The following is a 24,231-nucleotide window of genomic DNA, read 5'->3' as shown; positions in this document are numbered from 1 at the left end:
CATTAATCCCGCCACGCCGCATCACGCTGCAGCACCGGTAATCGATCGCGCGGATGGCGCAGCGACGGCAGGCAGGCCAGCAACCCGCGGGTATAGGGATGCTGCGCCTGTTGCAGTTGTCCGGCCGCTAACTGTTCGACGATACGCCCGGCATACATCACCGCCACGCGATCGCAAAAATGCGACACCAGCGGCAGATCGTGACTGATCAGGATCAGTCCCATGCCACGAGCAGACACCAGGTCGTCAATCAGTTTGAGGATCTCCGCCTGTACCGTGGCATCCAGCGCACTGGTAGGTTCATCCGCAATCAGCAACTCCGGGTCCGGCGCCAGCATCATGGCAATCATCACCCGCTGGCCCATCCCACCAGAAACTTCATGTGGATAGCGTTTCGCCACCGATTCGGGATCGCGGATTTTTACCTGTTCCAGCAAGCCAATCGCGGCCTGCAGCGCCGCCTTTTTGCTCCCCCCCTTATGTTCGCGCCAGGCTTCGGAAATCTGCTGACCAATCGTCATCACCGGATTGAGCGAATATTTCGGGTCCTGCAAAATAAAACCAACGCGCTTGCCGCGGATCTGACGTAGCACTTTTTCGCTGGCGCCGCGCAGGTCGATGCCATCAAAACGCAGGACGTCCGCCGTCACCGCCGCGTTGCCTGGCAGCAGTTGCATCAGGCTGCGTGCCGTCAGCGATTTGCCGGAACCGCTCTCGCCGACAAGGGCAAACTTTTCCCGGCCAACGCTAAAACTGACGCCGCGCACCGCTTCAAAGGTGTCGGCGCGGTTGCGAAAGGCAATGCGCAAATTTTCAATTTCTACCAGCATTTAGCGCTCCTTCGGATCGAGCACGTCGCGCAGACCGTCGCCCAGAAAGTTGAACGCCAGCGAGGTCAGGAAAATGGCGATGCACGGCATCAGCGGCACCCACCACTCGCTAAACAGGAAACGACGCGCAGTGGCAATCATCGTGCCCCATTCCGGTGAAGGCGGCTGAGCGCCCATACCGAGAAAGCCGAGGCTGGCGGCGGTGATAATGATAGAACTCATGTCAAGAGTGACGCGCACAATCAGGCTCGGCACGCACAATGGCATGATATGGCGCAGAATAATACGCAACGGCGCTGCGCCGGTCAGACGGCTGGCGGCGATAAAATCACTGTTGCGGAACTGTAAGGTCTCCGCCCGTGCCAGACGCGCATAGGGCGGCCAGGCAGTCAGCGCGATGGCCAGAACCGCACTCTCGACGCCCGGTTTCAGCGCGGCAACAAACGCCAGCGCCAGAATCAGGCGCGGGAAAGCGAGGAAAATATCCGTCAGTCGCATCAACGCCTTGTCCACAATCCCGCCTGCATAACCGGCGATACAGCCAATCAGCAGGCCGAGCGGCGCGGTCAGCACCACGACCGCGATCACCATACCAAGCGTGGTACGTCCGCCATAGATGATTCGCGTCCAGACATCGCGGCCCAGTTCATCGGTTCCGAGCCAGTGCGCCCATGACGGCGCCGCAAGGCGATTAGCCAGATGCTGCGTTCCTGGATCAAACGGCGTCAGCAGCGGCGCAAACACCGCCAGAAGTAACATCAGGAAAATGACCAGCAGCCCCGCCATCGCCAACGGGTTGTTACGCAGGCTGAGCCACAGGCGATAGCGACGGCCCCATACCGCCTGGCGGCGGTTCGCTGGCGTGTCATCAAGTAGCCAGTCACGAGAAAAGAAGATCATTTTACGCGCGGATCCCAAAGTCGATAGAGAAGATCGGCCAGTTGATTAAGCACGACATACACGGTGCCGACCAGCAGAGTGGCGCCAACTACCGGGTTCATATCAGCGTTCATCAACGAAGTGGTCAGATACTGTCCGAGCCCCGGCCAGGAAAAAACGTTTTCCGTCACTACCGCGCCCTCCAGCAGCCCGGCGTAAGTCAGCGCCAGTACCGTCACCAGTTGTACCGCTACGGTGGGAAAAGCGTGGCGCCAGATCACCCGCGCCGCAGACAATCCTTTGGCGCGCGCGGTGATCACAAACTCGCCGCTAAGGGCATTGAGCATAAAGGTGCGCGTCATCCGCGTGATGTAAGCCATGCTGAAATAGGCGAGGATCAACACCGGCTGGGCCATATGCGCCAGCGCATCGCGAAAGGCGTCATACTCACCCGCCAGCAGAGAGTCGATGGTAAGAAAGCCGGTGACCTGCGGCACCATATCCTGCCAGATAATGTCCTGACGTCCGGGTCCCGGCGCAATGCCCAGCACGGCGTAGAACACCAGCAGGCTAAGTAACGCCAGCACGAATACCGGCAACGAATGGCCGGCGAGACACACCACGCGAATGGTCTGATCCACCCAGCTACTTTGTCGCACCGCCGCCCACACGCCGAGTGGGATGCCGATCAACGCGGCGATAATAATCGCCGCCGTCGCCAGCTCCATGGTCGCCGGAAAGAAACGCGCGATATCGGTAGTGACCGGATTGGAGGTCAAAATCGATTTACCGAGATCGCCATGTAACAGCTGATTGAGGTAATGACCAAACTGGATGTAAAGCGGTTGATCCAGCCCCATTTCCGCACGCACGCGTTCCACTACCGATTGCGGGGCGTTATCACCGACCGCCGCCAGCACCGGATCGGTGGGCATCACGCGACCAATAAAAAAGGTCAAAACCGACAAGCCGAACAACGTCAGCACCAGGCTGCTCAGGGTGCTGACGATCTTTTTCAGTAACTGCATCAGGCTTTTTTCACCTGCTGATACGGCCACTGCTCCAGAACGGTCATGTGGACATCGCTGATATTTTTGCCAACGGCGACGTTTTTGGTTTTCTGCATCATGTAGATAAACGGACTCTTCTCACGCCCCATCTGCTGAAGCTGGTGATACAGCGCGATACGTTTGGCCGGGTCGGCTTCGTGCAGCGCCTGTGCGGTGAGTTTGTTGAACTCATCGTCAGACCAGCTACAACGCCACGCCAGCGTGCGGTTGCGCGCGTTATCGCTGTTGTCGGTGTTAACGCAGAAGGCTTCAGTATTGGAGTTCGGGTCGAAGTAATCCGCGCCCCACGCGGTGAGCGCCAGCTGATGCTGACGAGCGCGCATTTTGGTCAACACCTGGCGGTTCTCAGCAGCAATCAGCGATACCTTGATGCCAATCGCACCCAGTTGGGTCTGAATCGCCTGTGCGATATCCGGGTACGGCTGCATCGAGTAGTGATCGAGGGTGATGGCAAAACCGTCCGGATAGCCCGCCTCGGCCAGCAACGCTTTGGCTTTGGCAACGTCTTTATGGAAAGGGGTATCATCCAGCGCCGCCGGGAAACCGCTCGGCAGGAAGCTCTGATGAGTGGTGAAACTCATCGACAGAATGTTCTTCTGGATGCTGTCATAATCCAGCGCCCATTTCAGCGCCTGCCACACCTGCGGTTTTTTCAGGTACTCATTACTGGTGTTGCACGACATCAGCATGATAGCCGAAAGCGGCTGCGTCACCAGCGAGATCGCAGGATCGTTTTTCACCTGTAACAGTTGTTCGGTGGTCAGGTCGTAAGCTGCATCCACGTCGCCTTTTTTCAGCATTAACGCCTGTGCTGCCGGGTCAGTGATGTGTTTGAGGATCACGCGTTTGATTTTGCTCTGGTCCGCGAACTGCGGGCTGAGTTGCAGAATCACGGTTTCACTGGCTTTCCAGGTACGCAGGGTAAAAGCGCCAGAACCCGCGCTGTGCTGTTTCAGCCAGGCGTTGCCGAAGTCGTTATTCTGCTGATTTGCCAGGCAGGCTTTCTTCGACACAATGCTGCCGACGGTGGCCGACAGACAATACAGCAGGAAGGTTTCAGCCGCCGGAGCGCCCAGCTTCATCTCCAGCGTATGGGTGTCTTTCGCGGTCACCAGTTGGGTGACGTTATCTTTAGTGAAGCCAAACTGGTTGATGATAAACGCCGGGCTTTTATCCAGTTTTACGATACGTTCGATGGAGAACGCTGCATCTTCGGCGGTGACGGGGGTACCATCGGCGAATTTGGCCGTCGGGTCGATATGGAAGGTATACACGCTGTTGTCGGCATTGACCTCCCAGCTTTTTGCCAGGGCGCCAATCACCTTATCCGGCTGTTGCGGGTCAGGCATCACCAGCTTCTGATACAGGTTGCCGCAAATCTGCCCGCCAGTGGCTTCGAAACTCTCGTGAGGATCGAGGCTGGTCATATTATCCAATTGCATCGCCATCACCAGCATACTGGGCGGAGTGGCGCCAAAGGCGGAATTGAGGCTGAGATACGAAAGAAAAGGTACGGCGGTGCATCCTACAAGAAAACGTCTTCTGGTTACCATATCAACTCCAATTCATTGATTATTATAATAAAAAAATATCATTTGCTGTTTTTTTGTCTTGACATTCCCGCCGTGCGGGGGGATTAATAACAGGCATTAACCTTTTGTTTCATGTGCGGCCGCTCGCCCTGTTTTGGTGCATCCTGCCCTACTAACTGGCAGCTTTACGCTTTCCCCTGAATAAGCAACGGATACAACATGTCTGACTCACCTAACGCCAAGCAGATTGCCATTCCGGTTTTTGATGGTCACAACGATGTCCTGAACAAACTGTGGCAACACCATCAACCCGATGCGGTGAAGGTCTTTTTCAACGGCAGCGCATCAGGCCAGATGGACTTTCCCCGCATCCGCCAGGGGAATATGGCCGGTGGAATTTTTGCCACCTGGGTGCCGTCACATCCGTCAGTTGCAAGAAGTACGCCAGATCTCTCAGATTTTCCTCAGGAAATTATCAGCAGTGCACGCGATGCGACCTTCTCTATGCTTGCGTTATTGCTGCGTATTGAGCAGGCGTCAAACGGTCAGGTAAAGATTTGCCACAGCGTGCGGGAGATTCGTGAGTGCATGGCGAAAGGGGTGCTGGCGACGGTAATGCACATTGAAGGGGCGGAAGCGCTGGATACGCACGGCGAGCTGCTGGACATTCTCTACGCCAGCGGGTTGCGCACCCTTGGGCCGCTGTGGAGCCGCCCGAACCAGTTTGGCGAAGGTGTGCCGTTTCGTTATCCCTCCTCGCCGGATATCGGCAATGGACTGACCCCAGCGGGTAAGCAGCTGGTACGCGACTGTAACCAACGCCGCATCATGGTGGATCTGTCGCATATGGATGAAAAAGGCTTCTGGCAGACGGCGGACATCAGCAATGCGCCGCTGGTGGCAAGCCACTCCAATGCGCATGCATTGAGCGCCCAGTCGCGTAACCTTACCGACCGTCAACTGGCGGCGATTGCCGAAACCCGGGGTTTTGTTGGCGTGAACTTTGCCGTACCGTTCCTGCGTGAAGATGGCGATCGCCACGCCCCTACCACCGTGGAGGCTATCGTACGTCATGTCGAATACCTGCTGGAGAAAGTCGGTGAAGATGGCGTCGGCTTTGGCTCCGACCTCGATGGCGCGACAATGCCCGGCGATATAAAAGACGTAGCCGGTTTCCCGAAGGTAGTGGAGGCACTGGCAGCACGCGGTTATACGCAAAACCTGCTGGAGAAGATTTGTTACGGTAACTGGTTGCGTGTGCTCGAAGCCACCTGGGGCGAATAAACCATGCGATTGCGGCATATTGAAGTGTTTCAGGCCATAGTGCAGACCGGTAGCATCAGCGGTGCGGCACGCCTGCTGAATGTGTCGCAGCCAAATGTCAGCCGGGTGTTGAATCATGCCGAGCAGCAGCTTGGTTTTGCGCTGTTTGAACGGCGTACCCAGGGGATGATTGTCACCGCGGAAGGGCGGCGTCTGCTGCCGGAAGTGGAAGATCTGTATCAACGTTTACAAGCCATTACCCAGTTAACGGAGCAACTGCGGCACGGCGAAGGGCAGACGGTACGCGTCGGCGCCGCGCACGCTTTTGGCCAGATGGTGCTGGCCCCGGCGCTGGTGACCTGGCGTCAGCAGGCTGCGTCGGTCAGCGTAGAACTGGTCACCGAACACTTCAGCACCCTGTGCCGCGGCATTCTCGACAACCAGCTCGATTTCGCGCTGGTGTTTGGTCAGCAGGCGGATGCAAACCTGCTGGCGGAACCTTTATTCCAATCTTCGATGGTGGCGTTGTTACCGCTGGCTCACCCGCACAACGAACCGGTCACCCTCGAATGGCTGTGCGCTAATAACCTGCTGATGATGCAAAACCAGGACCCGCTGGGACGCGTGCTGCATCGCGCGTTGCGCGATAAAGGGTTAAATCCTGGGGTTTCGCTATCGATAAAAACCTACTCGGTGATTGCCGACATGGTACTGGCGGGCGGTGGCGTGGGGATTGTCGATCTGTTCACCGCCTGTCGCTATGCCGATCAACTGAAGCTGTTACCCGTAGCACAGCCGCTGCCGTTCGAGGTGATGCTGCTCAGCCGACGCGACCGACCTCAGTCACAATCGACCCTGCAGCTGAAGCAGGTGATCCGTAATAAGTTGTGGGAGATTGCGCGGCAATGTGAATCCCAGTTTTTTACGGTTAAACCGTAGGGGTTTACGGGTATCGAATGTGTGCCGTTAGCCACAGGCTATTGCACTTCATTATCCGCGTGACGACAGAGAATTCCGCCATAACGGGAGATTTAGCTTCCTGTTTTCATTACCAATACGCAATACCTGACGCGACGGCCCTAAGGCTGCGCATAAAGTTGAATAAACGCCGCGGTCGCGGTGCTGACTGCTGATTCCAGTTGGGCCGTATCGGCTGGAACAGGATCCAGACCCCACATAATCCGTTCGACAATCCCCGCCTCACATAGCGCTTTAAAATGCAGAGATAATGCCCGCGTGTCTCCCTGACGCAGCAACTTTTTCTCCATAAGCCCGCTGATGACCTCGCCAATATGCAACAACGTTTTTTTCGGCCCTAATTGATAAAACAAATTTGCCAGCTCCGGAAAACGCCCCGCCTCGCCGATGATCAGCCGGTTGAGCGCCACGATATCTGCTTTAGTGACCAAATCCAGATAAGCCATCCCCAGATGATGCAAGGTGTCAGACAGACTCTGGCTTGTCTTTGGCGCATCCAGCAAACGCTCCACCCAGCCTTTACCCGCCTCGATGATATAGGCCTCGAACAGCGCTTCCCTGGATGAGAAGTAGTTGTACAGCGTCACTTTGGAACTGGATGCCTCCGCAGCGATCGCTTCCATGGTGACCGAGGCAAATCCCTGAGTGACAAATAATTTCCCGGCAGCCATGACAAATTGCAGGCGGCGAGCTTCTGTTTTTTTACGCATTGTGTTTTCTGCTCCCTCATTTGTGAACGACATGGTACAGAAATGTTGATCTTTTATCTATACTGTGAATAAAGTAAACGGAGTCGTTCATTTATCTTTTGGAGACGGCCTGTGCATTGCCAGACCGGGCCCCGGTACCTGTCCACTACACCACCACGCGACGGAGGAGTGCTGTGAGAAAAAATCAACCCTTCAAGCCATCGGCCGACACGTTGGTGGATTGCCTGTTGCTGCGATGGATTGCGCCACAACTTAGCCAGGATGCGCAGTTCATCAGGTCAGGGCTTGCTATCTACGTCCGGGGCAGCGCACTGCTATCCAGTTTCACACTCACAATAACAAACGCGCGTTTAACCGCCAGAAAACTGACAACGGCCTGCACACAATGCTGGCAGCACGGCTGGTTCATCGCTATCTCACCTGCAACCGGAGTTCATCATGAACACACACCAACATGCTTACACTGGCCAATACATTAATGGAAACTGGCGTCCCGGCGCATCGGGCACCCCACTCATTGACATCAATCCTTTTAATCAATCAGTGCTGACCGAAATAGCCCAGGCCAGCCAGGCCGATCTTGACGAGGCCTATCGCAGTGCCGCCATCGCACAAAAAGCCTGGGCCGGGACGAGTGTCGCCCACCGTAGCGCCGTGCTGCTTAACGTCGTGCACATCATGGAGCAGCGTCATGACGAAATCGTCGACTGGCTAATTGCGGAATCCGGCAGTACCCGAATCAAAGCCGAAATCGAATATGCATCCGCGCGCGACTGCACCTTCGCCGCCGCGATGTTGCCGGGGCGTGTACAAGGCATCATACCGCCCAGCGATGTGCCTGGCAGGGAAAATCGAATCTACCGTTCCCCACTGGGTGTTATCGGCGTCATTAGCCCCTGGAATTTTCCGTTGCACCTGTCAAACCGTTCCGTCGCGCCAGCGCTGGCCCTGGGGAACGCCGTTGTGCTCAAACCTGCCGAAGATACCCCGGTAACGGGCGGCCTGTTGCTGGCCAGCATTTACGAACAGGCGGGTTTGCCTCCGGGTGTACTGAATGTCGTCATTGGCGATGTGCAGGAGATTGGCGACGCCTTCACGCTCCATCCCGTCCCTCGTCTGATTTCCTTTACGGGGTCCACGCGGGTCGGCAGGCATATTGGCAAACTGGCGGCGACGGGGCCGACGCTCAAGCATGTCGGACTGGAACTGGGCGGCAATGCGCCCTGCGTCGTGCTGGACGATGCGGATATCGCTCTGGCGGTTGATGGTGCCATCGTCGGACGTTTTTTGCACCAGGGGCAAATTTGTATGAGCAGCAATCGCATTATTATCGATGCCAGCATCTACCCACGATTCACGGAAGCTTTTGTGGAACGGGCGCGCCAGCTTAAAGTCGGCGATCCAAACGAGCCGGACACCGTGATCGGCCCGTTGATCAACCACAAACAACTAAACGCCGCGTTATCGCGTATTCAGTCCGCCCGTCAGGCTGGGATCGCGCTGGCGCTGGGCGGCGAGGCCGATGGCTGTCTTCTGCCGCCGCACGTTTTCATTGATGTACCAAACCACGCCGATCTGGCGCAATCCGAGCAATTCGCCCCGATAGCCCCGCTCATTAAGGCCGACAACGAAGCACATGCGCTGACATTAGCCAACGAAACTGAATTTGGCCTGTCCAGTGCGGTGTTCACCCGGGATGAAGGGCGCGGCATGCGCTTTGCCCGGCAGATAGAAGCGGGAATGACGCACATAAACGACATTTCGCCTAACGACGATCCCTACTGCATGTTCGGCGGAGAAAAAAACAGCGGTCTGGGCCGCTTTAACGGTGACTGGATGATCGCCGAATTTACGACAGAACACTGGATAAGCGTACAGAACTCGCGCCTTTCTTACCCATTCTGAACATGACGCGAAACCCATAACCATGATTAATGGAGCGTAATATATGAGCCTGCAATTTCCAGATACACCCGAATTCACCGGTCTTTACAAACCCAGTCGCGTGGAAGCCAGCATTGTCGACCTTGAGGTGGAGGGCACCATCCCGGAGGCCATCAACGGCACCTTCTATCAGGTAGCTCCCGATCCGCAATATCCTCCCATGCTTGGCAACGATATCTTCTTCAACGGCGATGGTATTGTCAGCGCATTTCGCTTTACAGGCGGGAAAGTCAGCCTGAAACGACGCTATGTCGAAACCGAGCGCCTGAAAGCACAACGCCGCGAACATCGTTCCCTGAATGGGGTTTATCGCAACGTCTACACCAACGATCCCCTGGCGGCCTCGAATAATACAACGGCGAATACCACAGTGATTACACACAATGGTATTCTGCTGTCCATGAAGGAAGACTCGCTGCCCTGGGCGTTGAACCCCGATACACTGGAAACAATCGGTGAATGGGATTTCAACGGGCAGATTAAATCCGCAACCTTTACCGCACACCCCAAACGGGACCCGGATAACGATGCGCTTCTCTGCTTTGCGTATGAAGCCAAAGGCGACGCCACGCCGGACATCGCCTATTTCGAAATCAGCGATACCGGGGAGCTGACCAGGGAAATCTGGTTCCAGGCCCCCTATGCCGCCATGATCCACGACTTTGCCGTCACGCAAAATTACGTCATTTTCCCGATTATCCCGTTGACAGCAGATCTTGAACGCATGCGCAAAGGCGGGCAACACTTCCAGTGGCAACCTGACCTGCCGCAGCTTTTCGGTGTCCTGCCGCGTAACGGCTCGGCGCAAGATATACGCTGGTTTTATGGGCCGGTGAATGGCTTTCAGGGGCATACGCTCAATGCTTATGAAGAGGGCAATAAAATTTTTGTCGATATGCCGGTCACAAACGGCAACGTCTTCTATTTTTTCCCTCAGGCCGATGGCGCCGTCCCACCGCCGGAATCCCTGAAAGCCGCCTTGATGCGCTGGACATTCGACCTGGACGCCGAAGACCATGATGTTGTGCCGCAACTGTTGACGGCCACGCCCTTCCCCTGCGAATTCCCACGCTGTGACGAACGCTATAACGGCAAACCTTATCGTTATGGTTTTACGCTCGCCTACGATCCGCAGTTGCCCTTTGATTCGGCAACGCTGGGCGCCCTTCCGTTCCAGTTTTTCAACCAGTTAGCGCGTATTGATGTTGTCACCGGGAAAAGTGAAATGTGGTATCCAGGCGATGCGCAGTGTTTCCAGGAGCCAGCCTTTATCCCGCGCAGCAAAGATGCGCCAGAAGGTGATGGATGGGTTGTGTGCGTCATGAACGACCTTCGGGCGCACACCTCTGAGCTACTTATTATGGATACTGCGCACTGGGTACAGGGTCCGCTGGCCAGAGTCAAAATTCCCTTCCGTTTACGCATGTCGCTACATGGTAACTGGTCCGGAGACTAACCCCTGGCGGAATACGCAGCCATGATAAACAAACGGGCCTGACCCCGTCGTTTAACGATACGGGGGATTGACCGTCCGTACCTTCCGGGTTTGTCGGAGAATCATCCGGTAAACCCGGTCAAAGGTGCTGGCAGGTATCCGTTGGCGGATCAGCGAAAAACGCCGGGAGTGGGAAACAAAACGAAAATCCACACATTAACTCGTTGAGTTAAAAAATTTTTCCGCTCTCCCCGCGGGAAATCCCACCGGGAGAGCGGCTAATTACTGACGAGGAATGCGCTGTTCCCAGCAACGATGCCAGACAGATTGATCGTTGTGCGTGACCGTCATTTCCCCGCTAATCAGGTAGTCGTCTTTGTCGCCGCGTAGCGTCAACGCGACATCCGCCTGCGTCCACCAGCCTTCCCGGCCAATCTTCATCGTCTGGGTAAGCTGGTAGCAGGCCGACAATGGATCCTGGTTGCAGATAGTCAGCTCGCGGCGCAGGCTGTGATCTACCGTGGTGTCGATATCATCAAAGCGATACACCCCTTCCCCGAATACCCCACCTACGCCCTGCGTGACGCAGATCCAGCTATCCGTCACCACATCATAATGCAACTCGCGATCCACCCGGCCTGGACTTAACACCGTCAGCGGAGTATCCGGCGCCGTTTCCGGATGCGGGTTGGGGCCAGGGATCGTAGCCAGACTATCGCACACCGGCAGATGCAACACCGCCCGCGCGAGATCCAGCGTCAGCGTCGCCGCCTCCGGCATGGGCCAGACCATAGGCCAGAAGGTGGTCGCCAGCGCGATACGCACCCGGTGTCCGGGGGCAAACCGCCAGGCGATGCCATCTAACTGCACCTCAACATCAATGGTTTCCCCGGGCGTTAATGCCTGCGCCTGGTGTTGCCCCTGATGATGACAGAGATTGACCCAACCATGAGTGATGCGTGTCACCGCCCCGTCCGGGGCGACATCCGACAACCGGACATACAACATGGCCGCCGGTTTATCGCTCTGCAGCGCCACCCGAAAACGCGGGAAGCCATAAATAGTCAGGGGAGCATCCAGCGGTGCGCTCTCAAAACAGGTCGCCTGGCCGTCGTCGATACGCTGGTCCGGCGGGCTTTCCCCCAGAACGCCCGCCCCCATCCACTCGCCGCCCATCAGTCCGTGGCTTTGCGGGGAACATATCGCCTGCCAGCCTGCCTGTGCGTCGGGCTGAAGCGCGAGGCGGCCATGTGCGGGATACCAGGCCATCTGACGCGCGGCATCGGCGGTGTCGCAATCCACGGCGACCCATGTGCCACTCGCCGTCGGGCGACTGGCGGCAGGCGGCTGGCTGTCATTCAGCCAGACCTGGAGGCGCGGCCCTGCCAGTGCGTCGTTGTCTTCCCCCTTCAACCAGTGATTCCACCAGCGCACCGCTTCCTGAAGGAAACCTATTGCTGGCGCGGGCGTACCGTCCTGCGGATAGATATGGGCCCAGGGACCGATTATCGCCCGACGCGGCACCGTCAGATTATCCATCAAACGAAACACCGCATTGCTGTAGGAATCCGCCCAGCCACCGACCGCCAGGACCGGGCACTGAATCGCCGCCCAGTCCTCCCCGACGGAACCATGTCGCCAGTAGGCGTCTTTGTGCGGGTGTTCCATCCACAACGCCGGGAAAAAAGGCATGTTCTCCAGGCGCTCACGCCAGGCATCGAACCAGCTATCACCCACCAGCGCCGGGTCCTGGGGTCGGCTCTGGTAGGCCAGCATGATCCCGCCCCACCACAGGTTGTCGTTCAGCAGGCAACCGCCTTTGTAGTGGATATCGTCGTTATAACGGTCATCCGTGGAGCACACCGTAATGATCGCTTTCAGCGCCGGCGGGCGACGTGCCGCCAGTTGCAGGCAATTAAACCCGCCCCAGGATTTGCCCATCATGCCCACCGCCCCGCTGCACCAGGGCTGGCGGCTTATCCAGTCGATAACTTCCAGTGCGTCTTCCTGCTCCTGAAGCAGATATTCATCAGCCAGTAAACCATCGGATTCGCCGCTACCGCGCATATCCACGCGCAACACGGCGTACCCATGGCCCGCGAAATACCCGTGCATGGGTTCATCGCGGGTACGGGTACCATCCCGTTTGCGGTACGGGATATATTCCAGAATCGCCGCCACGGGTTGTGGGCTGTCGGGGAGCCACATCCGCGCGGCCAGCCGGGTGCCATCGGCCAGCGGGATCCACACGTGTTCACTGACTGTGACCGAATAAGGGAAGTGGGTAAGGATTTTTTTCATGACGCGCCTGCCAGTAAATTATTGCCGCCCCGCTTCCCCAGCACATCATCCAGCCAGGTGGTGCGCATTTCAGGCACCGAGGTCAGCAGTTTTTCAGTGTAAGTGTGCATCGGCGCGCTAAAGACATCGCTGGTCGCGCCCTGCGCGACGATGTTGCCCTGATACATCACGGCAACCTGGTGAGCGATGCGTTTTACGGTGCTCAGGTCGTGGGTGATAAACAGATAGGACAGCCCCAGTTGCTCCTGTAAGCGGCGCAACAGATTCAGCACCTCTTCCGCCACCAGCGGGTCCAGCGCCGAGGTCACTTCATCACAAATGATCAGATCCGGGTTGGCGGCCAGCGCACGGGCAATACAGACGCGTTGTTTCTGGCCACCGGATAACGCGCCTGGCGTGCGTTCCAGTAAGGTTTCCGGCAACTCCGTCAGGCGCAGCAGTTCCCCGACCCTGACGCGCACCTGTTTTTTGTCGAACCCGAAATAAAACACCAGCGGGCGGCCGATTATCTCCAGCACCGTCTGGCGCGGGTTCAGCGCGATATCCGGCAACTGATAAATCATCTGGATACGGCGCAGCGTTTCTTTATCGCGCTGTTTGTAGTGATTCGCCAGCGTGGCCCCCTGAAAGCGCACCTTGCCCTGAGTTTCATTATTTAAGCCGCACAATGCGCGGGCCAGGGTGCTTTTGCCGCTACCGGATTCACCAATAACCGCCAGCGTCGCGCCCCGAGTCAGGCTCAGGGAAACGTCATGCACCACGGTTTTACCGCTGTAGCTGGTACTGAGCCGCTCCAGCGCCAGCAGTGGTTGCGGGTCTGATGTTTGCGCCTGGGCTGGCGCCAGCGGGTGGGTGCGTTCACTCACCAACTGGCGTGTATAGGCTTCCTGGGGTTGCTGGAGGATTTGCCCGGCCGTGCCACACTCCACCTCCCGCCCCTGACGCAACACCATAATGCGGTCGGCGATTTGCGCCACCACCGCCAGGTCATGGGTGATATACAGCGCCGCCGTGTGGAATTCACGCACCAGTTTGCGCAGCATCACCAGTACCTCAATCTGGGTGGTCACGTCCAGCGCGGTGGTCGGTTCATCCATCACCAACAGATCGGGCTTGCAGGACATCGCCATCGCCGCCATCGCGCGCTGGAGCTGCCCGCCGGAAAGCTGGTGCGGATAACGTTTGCCAATATTTTCCGGGTCCGGGAGATCCAGCGCCCGGAACAAGGTCACCGCCCATTGCCAGGCCGCCTCTTTGCTCATCAGCTTATGGCGTACCGGTCCTTCGCATACCTGCTGGCCAATGGTAAGCGAGGGATTAAATGCCGCCGCCGCGCTCTGCGCTACATAAGCCACGCGTTTGCCGCGAAAATCGCGTTTTTGCGCGGAAGACAGCCCCAGCAGATCGGTGCCATTGATACAGACTTCCCCACCGCCGAACCGGCAACCGGGGCGCGCGTATCCCAACGCCGCGAGGCCGATGGTGGATTTCCCCGCGCCAGATTCGCCAATTAGCCCCAGAACCTCGCCAGGAAGCAGCGTCAGGGAAATGTCCTGCACCAGCGGTAAGCCTTCGTACGTTTCGATACGCAACTGGCGCATCTCAAGAACAGGTTGCGTCATAATTCCCCCCCGACAGAAAGGTGCTGGCGGGTTAACAGCCAGTCCACGACCAGATTTACGCCAATGGTCAGCAACGCGATAGCCGCCGCCGGATAAAGGGGCGCCAACAGGCCGAAGTTAATCGCCTGCGCGTTGTCGCGCACCATACTGCCCCAGTCGGCATAAGGCGGTTGAATGCCCAGCCCCAGGAAGCTCAAGCCCGCGATAAACAAAAACGTAAAGCAAAAACGCATGCCGAATTCCGCCAGTAACGGGGGAATCGCGTTGGGCAGGATCTCTTTACGCAGTACCCAGCCAATCCCCTCCCCGCGCAGGCGAGCGACTTCGACATATTCCTGGCACACAATGTCCTGGGCAACCAGGCGCGCCAGGCGGAACACACGGGTCGCGTCCAGCAAGGCGATGGTCGCCACCAGGACCGGAATGGAGGTGCCGAGCACCGACAACACAATCAACGCCAGGATAAGCACCGGAATAGACATCAGGGTATCGACGATACGCGTCAGCAAGACATCCACCCAACGGCCATAAATCGCGGCCGTAAAACCGGTGATAATCCCCAGCAGAAACGAGCAAAATGTGATGATCAGCGCGATAGAAATAGTGGTGCGCGCGCCAAACAACAGGCGGGAAAGCATATCGCGCCCCAGGCTGTCCGTGCCAAACGGCAAACCCGCCGCCGACTGCATCCAGACATCACCCACCTGCGCGGTTTCACTGTGCGGCGCGATCCAGGGCGCGAACAACGCGGCGACCAGGTTCACGCCAATAATCGCCAACCCCAGCATAGCCGACAGCGGTATACGCCATTGTCTCACTCTGTTCATGAAGACCTCGCGTGACGTAAACGAGGGTTACACCAGATAGCCAACAAATCCGCCAGCATATTCAGGATAATATAGGTGCCGCCGAAAATCAGTCCACACGCCTGCACTACCGGCAGGTCGCGCCGGGTAACGGCATCCACCATGTACTGACCCACCCCCGGGTAGACAAACACCACTTCCACCAAAATGACCCCTACTATCAAATAAGCCAGGTTAAACGCGATAACGTTAATAATGGGCGCCAGCGCATTGGGCAAGGCATGGCTGAGAACAATGCGCCATTTGGGCAGCCCTTTGAGCAACGCGGTTTCGATATAGCTGCTGGACATGACCGCCCCGACCGACGCTCGCGTCATGCGCAGCATATGCGCCAGCACCACCAGTACCAGCGTGAGCATCGGCAATGTGCAGGTGTACAAACGCTGGCCGAAGCTCACTCCTGGGGCGACTGTCGCCAGGCTGGGAAACCACGCGAAATGGATAGCAAAGAACATCACCAGCAGGTAGCCGACAAAAAACTCCGGTACCGAAATACTCAGCAACGTCAGATTATTAGCCAGACGATCAAACCAGGAATCGCGCCAGATAGCCGAGGCTATCCCCAGCACCATAGCTAACGGGATAGCCACCACCGCCGCATACCCGGCCAGGAACAGGGTATTCTCCAGACGCGGCAGTAACACTGCGCTGACAGGCTCATTATTCGCCAGTGACACCCCCAAATCGCCGTGCAACACCCCGCCCAGCCACTGGAGGTAACGCCATGCGGCGGGTTGATCCAGCCCTAACTGGCTGCGGAGCGCCGCGATGGTTTCCGGAGTACCGTTTTGCCCCAACAACGCGCTGGCGATATCTCCCGGCAATAATTCGGTGCCGAGGAAAATCAGCATTGATACCAGCCACAAGGTTACGATCCCCAGCAACAAACGCTGGATTATCAGCTTTTTCATCACGCCTCCAGCCAGACCCGTTCCGCAAGGCGGCCACCCATAAAGTTAAACAATGGATGCGGTGCGATACCGCCGACCTTCTTGCTGGCGGCATCCAGATAATCACCAAACAGGGGGATCATCGCCCCTCCGTCGTCACGGGCAATGCTTTGTAGCTCACCATAAATTTCCGCGCGTTTGCGGTCATCCAGCAACGAGCGCGCCTGGAGCAGCAATGCGTCGAATTTTTCATTTTTCCAGTGGGTGTCGTTCCACTTCGCCGTGGATTGCCAGGCGGTGGAGAACATCTGGTCGGCGGTAGGCCGCCCACCCCAGTACCCCATACAGAATGGCGCTTTCATCCAGACATCGTCCCAGTAGCTGTCCGCGGGCTGGCGTTTGATGCTGACCTGAATCCCTCCTTTTTTCGCCTGATCCTGGAACAGAGCCGCCGCATCCAGCGCCCCGGCAAATGCCGCATCCGATGAAGACAGCTCCACGGCCAGACTATCCATTCCGGCTTTTTTCAGGTGGAAACGTGCTTTGTCCGGGTCGTACACCCGTTGTTCCAGCGCGTGATTAAAGAAACGATCGGTTTTCGGAATGGGGTGATCGTTGCCCAACTGGCCGTAGCCGCGCAGGATGGTTGACAGAATTTTTTCGCGATCGATGCCGTACTTAATCGCCAGACGCACATCATTGTTGCTGAATGTCGGGGTGCGGCAATCCATCAGGAAGGTGAAATGCTGCCCGCCGGACGAGCGCACGATATTCAACGCAGGGCTACGTTTGAGGAAATCGACTGTTTTGAAGTCCACACGGTTGATGGCGTGCACCTGGCCTGAGATCAACGCATTGGTTCGCGCGGTGGCGTCGTTGATGACCAGCACTTCCACCGCGTCGACAAACGCGCGGTTCGGCTTCCAGTAATGGGGGTTGCGCTGGAATAACGAACGTACCCCTGGCTGGTACTGGCCGAACACAAACGGGCCGGTGCCAATCGGGTGCGACCAATCATTAAAACCATTGGGCACCACCAGCAGGTGGTAATCCGCCAGCAGATAAGGCAAGTCGGCATTGCCGCTATCCAGGGTGAGCGTAATTTCGTCCGGTGCGGATTTCACCAGGTTAACAATGCTATCCAGTTGCGTTTTAATGGCGCTGCGCGACTGGTCGCCACGGTGTAAATTGATAGACCAGAGAATGTCATCCGCATCGAGTGTTTTACCATTATGGAATGTCACATCTTTACGTACTTTAAACACCCACTCTTTCGCGCCCGGTTTGGCTTCCCAGCTTTCCAGCAGTTCCGGCACCGCCTGGTTATGTTCATCAATTTCCACCAGGCCATTCATCAGCATATAAGCCTGGTTTAAAGGCACCCAGTCGGTAAACAGACGTGGGTCCAGCGTATCGCTGGTATTCCCGCCGGACATCCCCAGTTTCAGCGTGCCACCTTTTTTTGGAACGGCATCGGCGGCAAAAACATTCAGAGGAGAAAGAGAAAACGAACTACCAATCCCCAGTGCTGCGGCGCCGGTGATAAAAGACCGGCGGCTCAGACGCCCCTGTTGAAATAATTCCTGCCAATGGGAGTGACTCTCTTTCATTTATTTTTCTCCGTGAGTTATCAGTCTGCTTTACGCATCTCCTCTGCATCGTGGAGTGTCGCAATTATGATTTATATCAAAATGTTTTATGACTAATGCATGAATTTTTCGTATCAGACTATGCAAAAAACAGGCGGCAGAACACCCCTGAAAACGTTATTTTCATCGTAATGATTTATACAAAAGGAATTAGGTCCGGTGGAATTACATACGGTCGTCGGGTTAATTGGGGTATTCTGCTACCTGTTAGCCTATGCATTAGTACAAATGCGTAATCTACAGATAGATTCTGACATTTATGCCATTCTGAATATTATTGGCGGGGTATGCGGACTTTATTCCCTCAGCCATGATTTTAATCTTGCCGCGGCAATTTCACAAAGCATGTGGTTAATTTTCACCCTTATTGGTATGCATACTTCACGCAGAAGACGCAGCATAGTCAAGGATAAAAAAACTACCGGATAATGAATAACCTTAATAAACAAAAGTCTATCATTATAATTAAATGCTTTTACTGCCCGCGTGGACATATAAGAAAGTAATGATATTTCCACTACGCTATCAGGGGTTTATTTATCTCAGCGGAATGATTCCTGACAGATAAAACAAGGGGTTTAACGCGACTGATATAACGCGTTAATCACCTGGCGAATAACCGGCTTGAGATAACGCTCTTTCGGAGTCATCAGGAAACATTTCCCCGCCGCGCCCAGTTTGCCAGGCCAGGCGGGGACCAGTTCCCCGCGGGTAATCTGGTCTTGTACTAATCCTTCCCATCCCAGCAGAATGCCATCCCCCTGAACCGCCGCCTGCACCAGAAAAGGGTAGTTATTGGCCCGCCAGCACTGGCGGGGGAAAAAACCAGGCACTTGCTGGGACTCGAACCATTCGCGCCAGCCAGTCCATTCCCGTTGCGGGTCGTCCTGAACCAGCAGCGTAAATCGCAATAAATCTGCGGCGGAGTCGAGCGGCCCCATTTTCGCCAGATAGTCCGGCGCACACATGGGGTAACAGATTTCGTCAAATAATACGGTCGACTCCAGCCCTGGCGGGGGTTCACGGAGATAAAAAATCGCAAGGTCAAACTCGGAAGTACGCAAATCGGCAAAACTATCGGAAATGCGCATCCGCACTTGCAGGTCCGGCAGCTGGCGATGTAGCGCCGCTAACCGGGGAGATAACCACAGAGAGCTCATCGCGCTGGTACAGGCGATAGTCACCAGGGGCTGACCATTCCAGCCCATCACTTCCGCCGTCGCCTGGGAAAGCGCCGCCAGTTGTGTCCGCACCTGGGCGACGTAAGCCTCGCCACGCGGCGTCAGCAACACCCGACGCTGCGTGCGCAGGAACAATTTGCAGCCAAGCATCTCTTCGAGCTGGATTATCTGTCGGCTAATGGCGCTTTGCGTCAGATTCAATTCAAGGCACGCCCGTGAGATATTCCCGTAGCGCGCGACACACTCAAAAGCAATCAAGGTATTAAGCGGCGGTAATGGTTCAATTTGCATAGTGATATTCCAGGTGACACCTTCTCAGGCCAGGTATTTCTGATAATGGCCGTCTGCGGCACAGAGATATCTATCCCCATCTTGCGTAGCTGAGAAAGGGTCTCGAATAACAAGTTGCTTTTCGTGGTGCCAATCATACGCGGAGACAGGACATAACCGATAACACTTATTACCATGCGACCCGCATTCAGTTTCACCAGGCGGGCAAGATGTTTTCCGCAACAGATGCTAATCCCCTTCTGGGGTAAAAAGCTCACTTCTCAGGGCGGCGGGCGGCGCCAGCCGGGAAATCCCGCCTGTAATGCCGTTCAGTTAAGGATTGGTTGACCACGATTGATTTTATCCCTGTACTTGCCCGCCAACCGGGAAAACGGCACAACCGGTTAGTTGTAGGGCGCCTCAAAGACCTCAATCATCCGCATTCTCTTACGCTGCAAATCAGAGACAACATCAACGCCAGGAAGCTCAGCCGGTTTGGGAGGTACTGCGTGCAGACGATGGACTAAAAACAGACGAAAAAGTCCGGGAGTGGGGAAATTTTTGTGGGATGCGCTGGAACGAAAAAAGGACCCGAAGGTCCTTTTTCATAGACTTACAGATAACTGCGGCTATCTGTAAATCAAAATCTGGAGCGGGAAACGAGACTCGAACTCGCGACCCCGACCTTGGCAAGGTCGTGCTCTACCAACTGAGCTATTCCCGCTTAATCTTCGTCTTTCAAGCTGCTTCTGCGTTAACTACTTTACCGCAACCTGAAATCCTGTCATCAGGATGGTGCTTTCAAATTTTTGGAGCGGGAAACGACTCTAAAACCTAATTCATTGATTTTAAAAATCTTTTCCATCACCCCCATAACAGGATGGGCAGAATTATGAACGAACTCCGGAGTGATAGCAATACCTGTTCTCAATTTTTTTGCACGACAGCCTAAATTACAACCAGTTACAACAACCTCGGTCGTTCAACCTGGACTAACGTCTACACACCTGGCCATCCAGAGCTAATTATTGTGGAGCGAAACGTGGGACGAGCGCTTCTTTCTCATAGCCTGTCTGTTCCAGCCTTGGCCCAAGCATGGTGAGTTCATTGCACTGACAGGGCATCTCGCTGAGAACGAGCGGCATGGCAGTCTGTCCTTCATCAAGCTAGCCATGTGTGTACAGAAGGCCAGAGCATTGTGCGAGCAGGCAACCCGGCCTTCCGGGAGGCCGCACGTTATTTGTCTGATTACAACAATATTGTCGAAAAACAGTTCAAGGAGGAGTTCTTCGTGCATCAGGCTTTCCTACCGATGGGGTTACGGGCACACTGGATGACTCACCGTTTCATTAGTACCCGGATAAAGCCCGCACGATACAGGAATAGGCCGGAATGAAAGATGTGACGTTTACGCCTTCCGTGGCGGACCAGTTGCCTTATCTGGATATCGCCCAGGCATTACGGATAAGATTAATCTGCGGGGACGTGAGGGTAGAACTCCAGATCGGCAGTAGCCGCGAAATCTCCGCCGCCACGTAAGCGCATCACTACCAGGCAACTCTGAGTTTCTGGAGCGCGAATTATTATGCCCCGAATACTTATTGCTTCGGCGTTCGCCTGGATCCCGGGAAATGGACGCACAACCCTGACAATTCGCTCTGGCTAAGTATACCCCGAGTTGAACCAACAAACCCAGGCCGCGATTACCACGCTCTCGTTTGAGCAACGCGGGCATATTTACCAGTAGATGCAACGCGAGCTACTGGCCCGTTCCCCGTATGTGATTGTCCTGCAAGGCCGCAGCCTGATCGGAATACGCGAAAATGTGCAGGAATATATCCAGGGGTTTAACCCGGATATAGTGTATTACAACCGGGTCCCGAAATAACGCCTGGTGCGCTATCATTCTTCCCCGCCCTCCAGCCAGCGTGGATCCCCGACCGTTTTACCCACCTGTCTTGCTACATTGCGAACGCGTTCGCCAAGCTGGCTGACTTCCTGTTCTGTCGCGATGGATGACGGGAATGTCAGGCAAAATGCCAGCATTTCGCCGGTATGCGGATCGCGCACAGCGCTGCTGACTGACGCTGCGCCAGGGACGGATTCATTAATGGCCGAGGCCCACTGGCGATGACGAATAACCTGAATCTGCTGTTGCAGAGTTGCCAGTGACATGGATGCCTCTCCATTGGGTGTCAGAATCGGGCGATACTGCGTTTCCAGCTCGTTGTCGTTCAGGTAGGCCAGCAAGGCACGTCCGGTGGATGTCCCCCAGGCGGGGGAGCGGGTCCCCGGATGGGTAATTACCCGCAGGGCGTGCATACCGGGCATCACCCGCAGCACCAGCACATCCTGCCCGCTTAGCATGGAGATATAACCGGTGTGCCCGGTTTGCTGGCACAACGGCTGCAACATCTGTTCAATATGGTCGCTGAGGTTGGAGTTATGACGCACCAGCCAGGTAACTTCCAGCAGCAGCAGGCTGGGCTGATAGGCCCGTGTCCGGCTGTCGCGCTCCAGAAAGCCGGTTTCGGATAATTGTTTCAGTAAGCGGGATGCAGTGCTCTTTGGGTAACCAAGGTGTTCTACCACATCGCTCACAGTGACACTGCGCTTCAGACGGCTCATCAACTGAAGAACCGCTGCTGTGTTATTTAGTATGCTCATGCACATCTCGTTAATAAGGAACCTGGGCCGCAAGGCCAATACATCCGCATAATAACCGTCTGAGCGCGTCTGTATCGGCGTTGCAGCGAGCGTAGTTTATAGCATGTAATTGTCGGTACATGGAGAAAGTGTCTCAGGTGTTGGCTCCCGTTTCGTCCATTTCAGGTCATCCATCCAGGCTGCGCACTATTTTTGCGATATGGCCAGATAATGCACACACCAGTATTTATCGGGCGTCCATGCTGAGTCAGACATACACGCACAATTTCAGTGCACCACTCGCTCTACATTAGTGCAATGTCTTTGAATTACAAATAAAAAAATATCATGACAGGGACAAAAACACCTTGACGGGTTTTTGCTCACCGCTTTATGTTAAGAACATAAAAAATAGAACATGGTTCCATAAAATGGAACAAAAAAGGGATGGAATTCAGTCTTTGCTGGCAGGCCGTGAGCTAATGCGTCGCACTATTGTCTCCGCTTGGTATCACGTCTTGCGGTAACCCTGTGTTCGTTCCCCGGATAACGTCAGGCCACATGCCGTGGCTACAGATACACACAACTTCGCTACCTTAACCGTTCGGGGGTTAAATGAATAAACGTCTTTTGATGGTGATTGCAGGAGCATTTTCTGTAACCAGTCTGGGTTTCAGCGCGGCAGGGTATGCTGCTGAGAATCTGAATATCGGCCTGGAAGCGGTGCCCGGTACGCTGGATCCGGTAAAATATACCGGGACTTACGAATCCGACGTGATGATGAATATCTTCAATACGCTGGTGTATTACGACAAAAATCTCAAAAGCATTATTCCAGGCCTGGCGACACAGTGGCAGGTTAGTCCGGATATGAAAACGTACACATTCACGTTGCGTGATGATGTCTATTTTCAGCCCGGGAAATTCCAGCAGGGCCGGAAAATGACGGCGGAAGATGTGCGCTATAGCTTGCTGCGCTCGGCAAAAGAGTCTGTCATGAAGCGCGCACGGATGATTCAGGACGTTCAGGTTATCCCCCCTAATCAGGTCAAAGTCACGCTTAACCAACCGAATGCCGCTTTTCTCGCAGTACTGACTGACGTGGGCAACGCCATTGTTCCTAAAGAAGAAGTGGAAGGACAGGGCAACAATTTTGGCCTGCACCCGGTCGGCACAGGGCCTTTCATGCTGAAGAAGTGGAATAAAGACGAGAAAATCAGCCTTGTCCGATTCGACAAGTATTACGCGCACAATGTGAATCTTGAGCATGTGGTCTGGAAGTTTATCCCTGATCTCAACATGATGACTAACGCCCTGTTAACCGGGGAAATCGACATCGCGACCAATATTGACGGCCCAAACCGTAAAGCGGTTCAGGACAGCCGCAATGCCCGGCTGATGTCGACACCTGGGTTAAATGTCACCTTCAGCGCCATGAATATGCAAAATGGTCCCACAAAGGATATCCGCGTGCGCCAGGCCATTGAGAAAGTGGTGAATGTGGATGACATCGTCAAAGGAATTTTCCAGTGGGGCGGAGGCTCCCGTTCGTACTCGCCTTTGCCGCAAGGCTCCTGGGGATACTGGACTGGCGCGTCGGAACAAGCGGTGAAGCCGGATCTGGCAGGCGCGAAAAAACTGATGGCTCAGGCGGGTTATCCACAAGGCTTTAAGGCAACACTGGTAACGCCGCAGGACCCGGATCGCATCAAGGCTGCGACTATCATGCAGCAGCAACTCCAGCAGATCGGTATTGATCTTTCCATCAAAAGCATGGAATGGGGCTCGTTTAGCGAATCCGTGTCAAAAGGGTTGCCGACGTTTTATAACCTGAGCTGGTCCTGGTACCCCGATCCTGACTTTTTCCTGTATCAGATGTTTAGCAGTAAACAGATTGGTTCGCTGGGGAATGGTCAGGGCTACAGCAACCCGGATGTGGATAAACTGTTGACCGATGCGGTAGGGAAAACGGGCGATCAGCAGGCACGCAGCGCGTTGTACCAGCAGGCACAGCAGAAGATCCTGGCTGATTCGCCACGCATTGAGCTCTGGACCAAAGACTTTGTGAACGGCGTCAACCGCAAGGTGGAAGGCTATCAGGTGTCTCCCGACGGGTTAATCCGTATCGTGACGCCAGACACGAACGTGACCATGAGCAAATAAGC

At 55.5% G+C, this 24,231-nt stretch carries 19 protein-coding genes, 1 tRNA gene and 1 pseudogene; 8 read left to right on the top strand and 13 right to left on the bottom strand.

From position 1 onward, the window contains the following. Positions 1 to 2 precede the first annotated feature (2 nt). From ABK821_RS04285 to ABK821_RS04270, 4 genes are read right to left on the bottom strand one after another with little or no spacing between them, the layout of a single operon-like run. On the bottom strand, positions 3 to 830 hold the full coding sequence (locus ABK821_RS04285) for an ABC transporter ATP-binding protein (RefSeq protein ID WP_138358554.1): 828 nt from the start codon (positions 828 to 830) through the stop codon (positions 3 to 5). Further along, positions 831 to 1,730 (bottom strand): ABC transporter permease, encoded by a 900-nt coding sequence (locus tag ABK821_RS04280; RefSeq protein ID WP_138358552.1) that lies wholly within the window; start codon positions 1,728 to 1,730, stop codon positions 831 to 833. It abuts the gene before it with no gap. Further along, the gene (locus ABK821_RS04275) at positions 1,727 to 2,737 is read right to left on the bottom strand and encodes an ABC transporter permease (RefSeq protein WP_138358550.1); all 1,011 of its coding nucleotides are present in this window, start codon (positions 2,735 to 2,737) and stop codon (positions 1,727 to 1,729) included. Before ABK821_RS04275 ends, ABK821_RS04280 begins: the two co-directional genes overlap by 4 nt. Continuing rightward, the gene (locus tag ABK821_RS04270) at positions 2,737 to 4,332 is read right to left on the bottom strand and encodes an ABC transporter substrate-binding protein (RefSeq protein ID WP_308560779.1); all 1,596 of its coding nucleotides are present in this window, start codon (positions 4,330 to 4,332) and stop codon (positions 2,737 to 2,739) included. The genes ABK821_RS04275 and ABK821_RS04270 overlap by 1 nt, the downstream gene beginning before the upstream one ends. Positions 4,333 to 4,530: 198 nt before the next feature. On the opposite strand from ABK821_RS04270, the gene ABK821_RS04265 reads away from it, so the two are divergent. After that, positions 4,531 to 5,595, top strand: a complete 1,065-nt coding sequence (locus ABK821_RS04265; RefSeq protein ID WP_343178157.1) for a dipeptidase — start codon at positions 4,531 to 4,533, stop codon at positions 5,593 to 5,595. 3 nt (positions 5,596 to 5,598) lie between these two features. Continuing rightward, entirely contained in the window at positions 5,599 to 6,513 is a 915-nt protein-coding gene (locus tag ABK821_RS04260) for a LysR family transcriptional regulator (protein ID WP_138358544.1), read from the top strand. A 140-nt stretch (positions 6,514 to 6,653) separates the two neighbouring features. On the opposite strand, the gene ABK821_RS04255 is transcribed toward ABK821_RS04260, so the two are convergent. Further along, positions 6,654 to 7,262, bottom strand: coding sequence for a TetR/AcrR family transcriptional regulator (locus ABK821_RS04255; protein WP_138358542.1), 609 nt, complete (start codon positions 7,260 to 7,262; stop codon positions 6,654 to 6,656). Positions 7,263 to 7,700: 438 nt separating this feature from the next. On the opposite strand from ABK821_RS04255, the gene ABK821_RS04250 reads away from it, so the two are divergent. Together ABK821_RS04250 and ABK821_RS04245 are read left to right on the top strand one after the other, a co-directional pair. Beyond that, on the top strand, positions 7,701 to 9,167 hold the full coding sequence (locus tag ABK821_RS04250; RefSeq protein ID WP_142502895.1) for an aldehyde dehydrogenase family protein: 1,467 nt from the start codon (positions 7,701 to 7,703) through the stop codon (positions 9,165 to 9,167). A gap of 43 nt (positions 9,168 to 9,210) precedes the next feature. Then, the gene (locus ABK821_RS04245) at positions 9,211 to 10,662 is read left to right on the top strand and encodes a carotenoid oxygenase family protein (protein ID WP_138358538.1); all 1,452 of its coding nucleotides are present in this window, start codon (positions 9,211 to 9,213) and stop codon (positions 10,660 to 10,662) included. A gap of 261 nt (positions 10,663 to 10,923) precedes the next feature. Here ABK821_RS04245 and ABK821_RS04240 read toward each other — a convergent pair whose 3' ends face one another. From ABK821_RS04240 to ABK821_RS04220, 5 genes are read right to left on the bottom strand one after another with little or no spacing between them, the layout of a single operon-like run. Next, positions 10,924 to 12,942: a CocE/NonD family hydrolase gene (locus ABK821_RS04240; RefSeq protein WP_138358536.1), complete on the bottom strand. Its 2,019-nt coding sequence runs from the start codon at positions 12,940 to 12,942 to the stop codon at positions 10,924 to 10,926. Then, a complete protein-coding gene (locus ABK821_RS04235; protein ID WP_343178158.1) occupies positions 12,939 to 14,564 on the bottom strand; it encodes an ABC transporter ATP-binding protein in 1,626 nt (541 codons plus the stop codon). Before ABK821_RS04235 ends, ABK821_RS04240 begins: the two co-directional genes overlap by 4 nt. Continuing rightward, positions 14,561 to 15,391 carry an ABC transporter permease gene (locus ABK821_RS04230; RefSeq protein WP_138358532.1) on the bottom strand — a complete coding sequence of 277 codons (831 nt, stop codon included), beginning with the start codon at positions 15,389 to 15,391 and terminating at the stop codon, positions 14,561 to 14,563. The genes ABK821_RS04235 and ABK821_RS04230 overlap by 4 nt, the downstream gene beginning before the upstream one ends. Beyond that, positions 15,388 to 16,341 (bottom strand): ABC transporter permease, encoded by a 954-nt coding sequence (locus tag ABK821_RS04225; RefSeq protein WP_138358530.1) that lies wholly within the window; start codon positions 16,339 to 16,341, stop codon positions 15,388 to 15,390. Before ABK821_RS04225 ends, ABK821_RS04230 begins: the two co-directional genes overlap by 4 nt. Next, the gene (locus ABK821_RS04220) at positions 16,341 to 17,930 is read right to left on the bottom strand and encodes an ABC transporter substrate-binding protein (RefSeq protein ID WP_142502898.1); all 1,590 of its coding nucleotides are present in this window, start codon (positions 17,928 to 17,930) and stop codon (positions 16,341 to 16,343) included. Before ABK821_RS04220 ends, ABK821_RS04225 begins: the two co-directional genes overlap by 1 nt. Positions 17,931 to 18,128: 198 nt before the next feature. Between ABK821_RS04220 and ABK821_RS04215 the strand changes: the two genes are divergently transcribed. Then, complete coding sequence (locus ABK821_RS04215; RefSeq protein WP_138358526.1) at positions 18,129 to 18,398, top strand: cyclic nucleotide-binding protein; 270 nt, start codon at positions 18,129 to 18,131, stop codon at positions 18,396 to 18,398. Positions 18,399 to 18,547: 149 nt separating this feature from the next. On the opposite strand, the gene ABK821_RS04210 is transcribed toward ABK821_RS04215, so the two are convergent. After that, complete coding sequence (locus tag ABK821_RS04210; protein ID WP_138358524.1) at positions 18,548 to 19,441, bottom strand: LysR substrate-binding domain-containing protein; 894 nt, start codon at positions 19,439 to 19,441, stop codon at positions 18,548 to 18,550. A gap of 627 nt (positions 19,442 to 20,068) precedes the next feature. Then, a tRNA-Gly gene (locus tag ABK821_RS04205) sits at positions 20,069 to 20,144 on the bottom strand. 304 nt (positions 20,145 to 20,448) lie between these two features. On the opposite strand from ABK821_RS04205, the pseudogene ABK821_RS04200 reads away from it, so the two are divergent. Further along, positions 20,449 to 20,628, top strand: a pseudogene (locus ABK821_RS04200) (hypothetical protein); the annotation flags it as partial. Positions 20,629 to 20,812: 184 nt separating this feature from the next. Next, a complete protein-coding gene (locus ABK821_RS04195; RefSeq protein ID WP_171034799.1) occupies positions 20,813 to 20,959 on the top strand; it encodes a hypothetical protein in 147 nt (48 codons plus the stop codon). A gap of 363 nt (positions 20,960 to 21,322) precedes the next feature. On the opposite strand, the gene ABK821_RS04190 is transcribed toward ABK821_RS04195, so the two are convergent. Further along, a complete protein-coding gene (locus tag ABK821_RS04190; RefSeq protein WP_343178159.1) occupies positions 21,323 to 22,087 on the bottom strand; it encodes an IclR family transcriptional regulator in 765 nt (254 codons plus the stop codon). Between the two features lie 594 nt (positions 22,088 to 22,681). Here ABK821_RS04190 and ABK821_RS04185 point away from each other — a divergent pair. Then, positions 22,682 to 24,229 (top strand): ABC transporter substrate-binding protein, encoded by a 1,548-nt coding sequence (locus ABK821_RS04185; protein WP_138358520.1) that lies wholly within the window; start codon positions 22,682 to 22,684, stop codon positions 24,227 to 24,229. Positions 24,230 to 24,231 lie beyond the last annotated feature (2 nt).

It is taken from the genome of Klebsiella sp. KE9456, assembly GCF_043832615.1.
Lineage (GTDB): Bacteria > Pseudomonadota > Gammaproteobacteria > Enterobacterales > Enterobacteriaceae > Klebsiella > Klebsiella indica.
Note: the sequence above shows the minus strand (reverse complement) of the source record. Positions and strands in the feature narration are given on the sequence as shown.

Coding starts and splice junctions, on each gene's coding strand:
- ABK821_RS04230 (WP_138358532.1), bottom strand. CDS start 15,391: ATGAACAGAGTGAGACAATGGCGTATACCGCTGTCGGCTATGCTGGGG.
- ABK821_RS04265 (WP_343178157.1), top strand. CDS start 4,531: ATGTCTGACTCACCTAACGCCAAGCAGATTGCCATTCCGGTTTTTGAT.
- ABK821_RS04280 (WP_138358552.1), bottom strand. CDS start 1,730: ATGATCTTCTTTTCTCGTGACTGGCTACTTGATGACACGCCAGCGAAC.
- ABK821_RS04270 (WP_308560779.1), bottom strand. CDS start 4,332: ATGGTAACCAGAAGACGTTTTCTTGTAGGATGCACCGCCGTACCTTTT.
- ABK821_RS04245 (WP_138358538.1), top strand. CDS start 9,211: ATGAGCCTGCAATTTCCAGATACACCCGAATTCACCGGTCTTTACAAA.
- ABK821_RS04275 (WP_138358550.1), bottom strand. CDS start 2,737: ATGCAGTTACTGAAAAAGATCGTCAGCACCCTGAGCAGCCTGGTGCTG.
- ABK821_RS04260 (WP_138358544.1), top strand. CDS start 5,599: ATGCGATTGCGGCATATTGAAGTGTTTCAGGCCATAGTGCAGACCGGT.
- ABK821_RS04255 (WP_138358542.1), bottom strand. CDS start 7,262: ATGCGTAAAAAAACAGAAGCTCGCCGCCTGCAATTTGTCATGGCTGCC.
- ABK821_RS04250 (WP_142502895.1), top strand. CDS start 7,701: ATGAACACACACCAACATGCTTACACTGGCCAATACATTAATGGAAAC.
- ABK821_RS04225 (WP_138358530.1), bottom strand. CDS start 16,341: ATGAAAAAGCTGATAATCCAGCGTTTGTTGCTGGGGATCGTAACCTTG.
- ABK821_RS04185 (WP_138358520.1), top strand. CDS start 22,682: ATGAATAAACGTCTTTTGATGGTGATTGCAGGAGCATTTTCTGTAACC.
- ABK821_RS04195 (WP_171034799.1), top strand. CDS start 20,813: ATGAAAGATGTGACGTTTACGCCTTCCGTGGCGGACCAGTTGCCTTAT.
- ABK821_RS04235 (WP_343178158.1), bottom strand. CDS start 14,564: ATGACGCAACCTGTTCTTGAGATGCGCCAGTTGCGTATCGAAACGTAC.
- ABK821_RS04210 (WP_138358524.1), bottom strand. CDS start 19,441: ATGCAAATTGAACCATTACCGCCGCTTAATACCTTGATTGCTTTTGAG.
- ABK821_RS04220 (WP_142502898.1), bottom strand. CDS start 17,930: ATGAAAGAGAGTCACTCCCATTGGCAGGAATTATTTCAACAGGGGCGT.
- ABK821_RS04240 (WP_138358536.1), bottom strand. CDS start 12,942: ATGAAAAAAATCCTTACCCACTTCCCTTATTCGGTCACAGTCAGTGAA.
- ABK821_RS04190 (WP_343178159.1), bottom strand. CDS start 22,087: ATGAGCATACTAAATAACACAGCAGCGGTTCTTCAGTTGATGAGCCGT.
- ABK821_RS04285 (WP_138358554.1), bottom strand. CDS start 830: ATGCTGGTAGAAATTGAAAATTTGCGCATTGCCTTTCGCAACCGCGCC.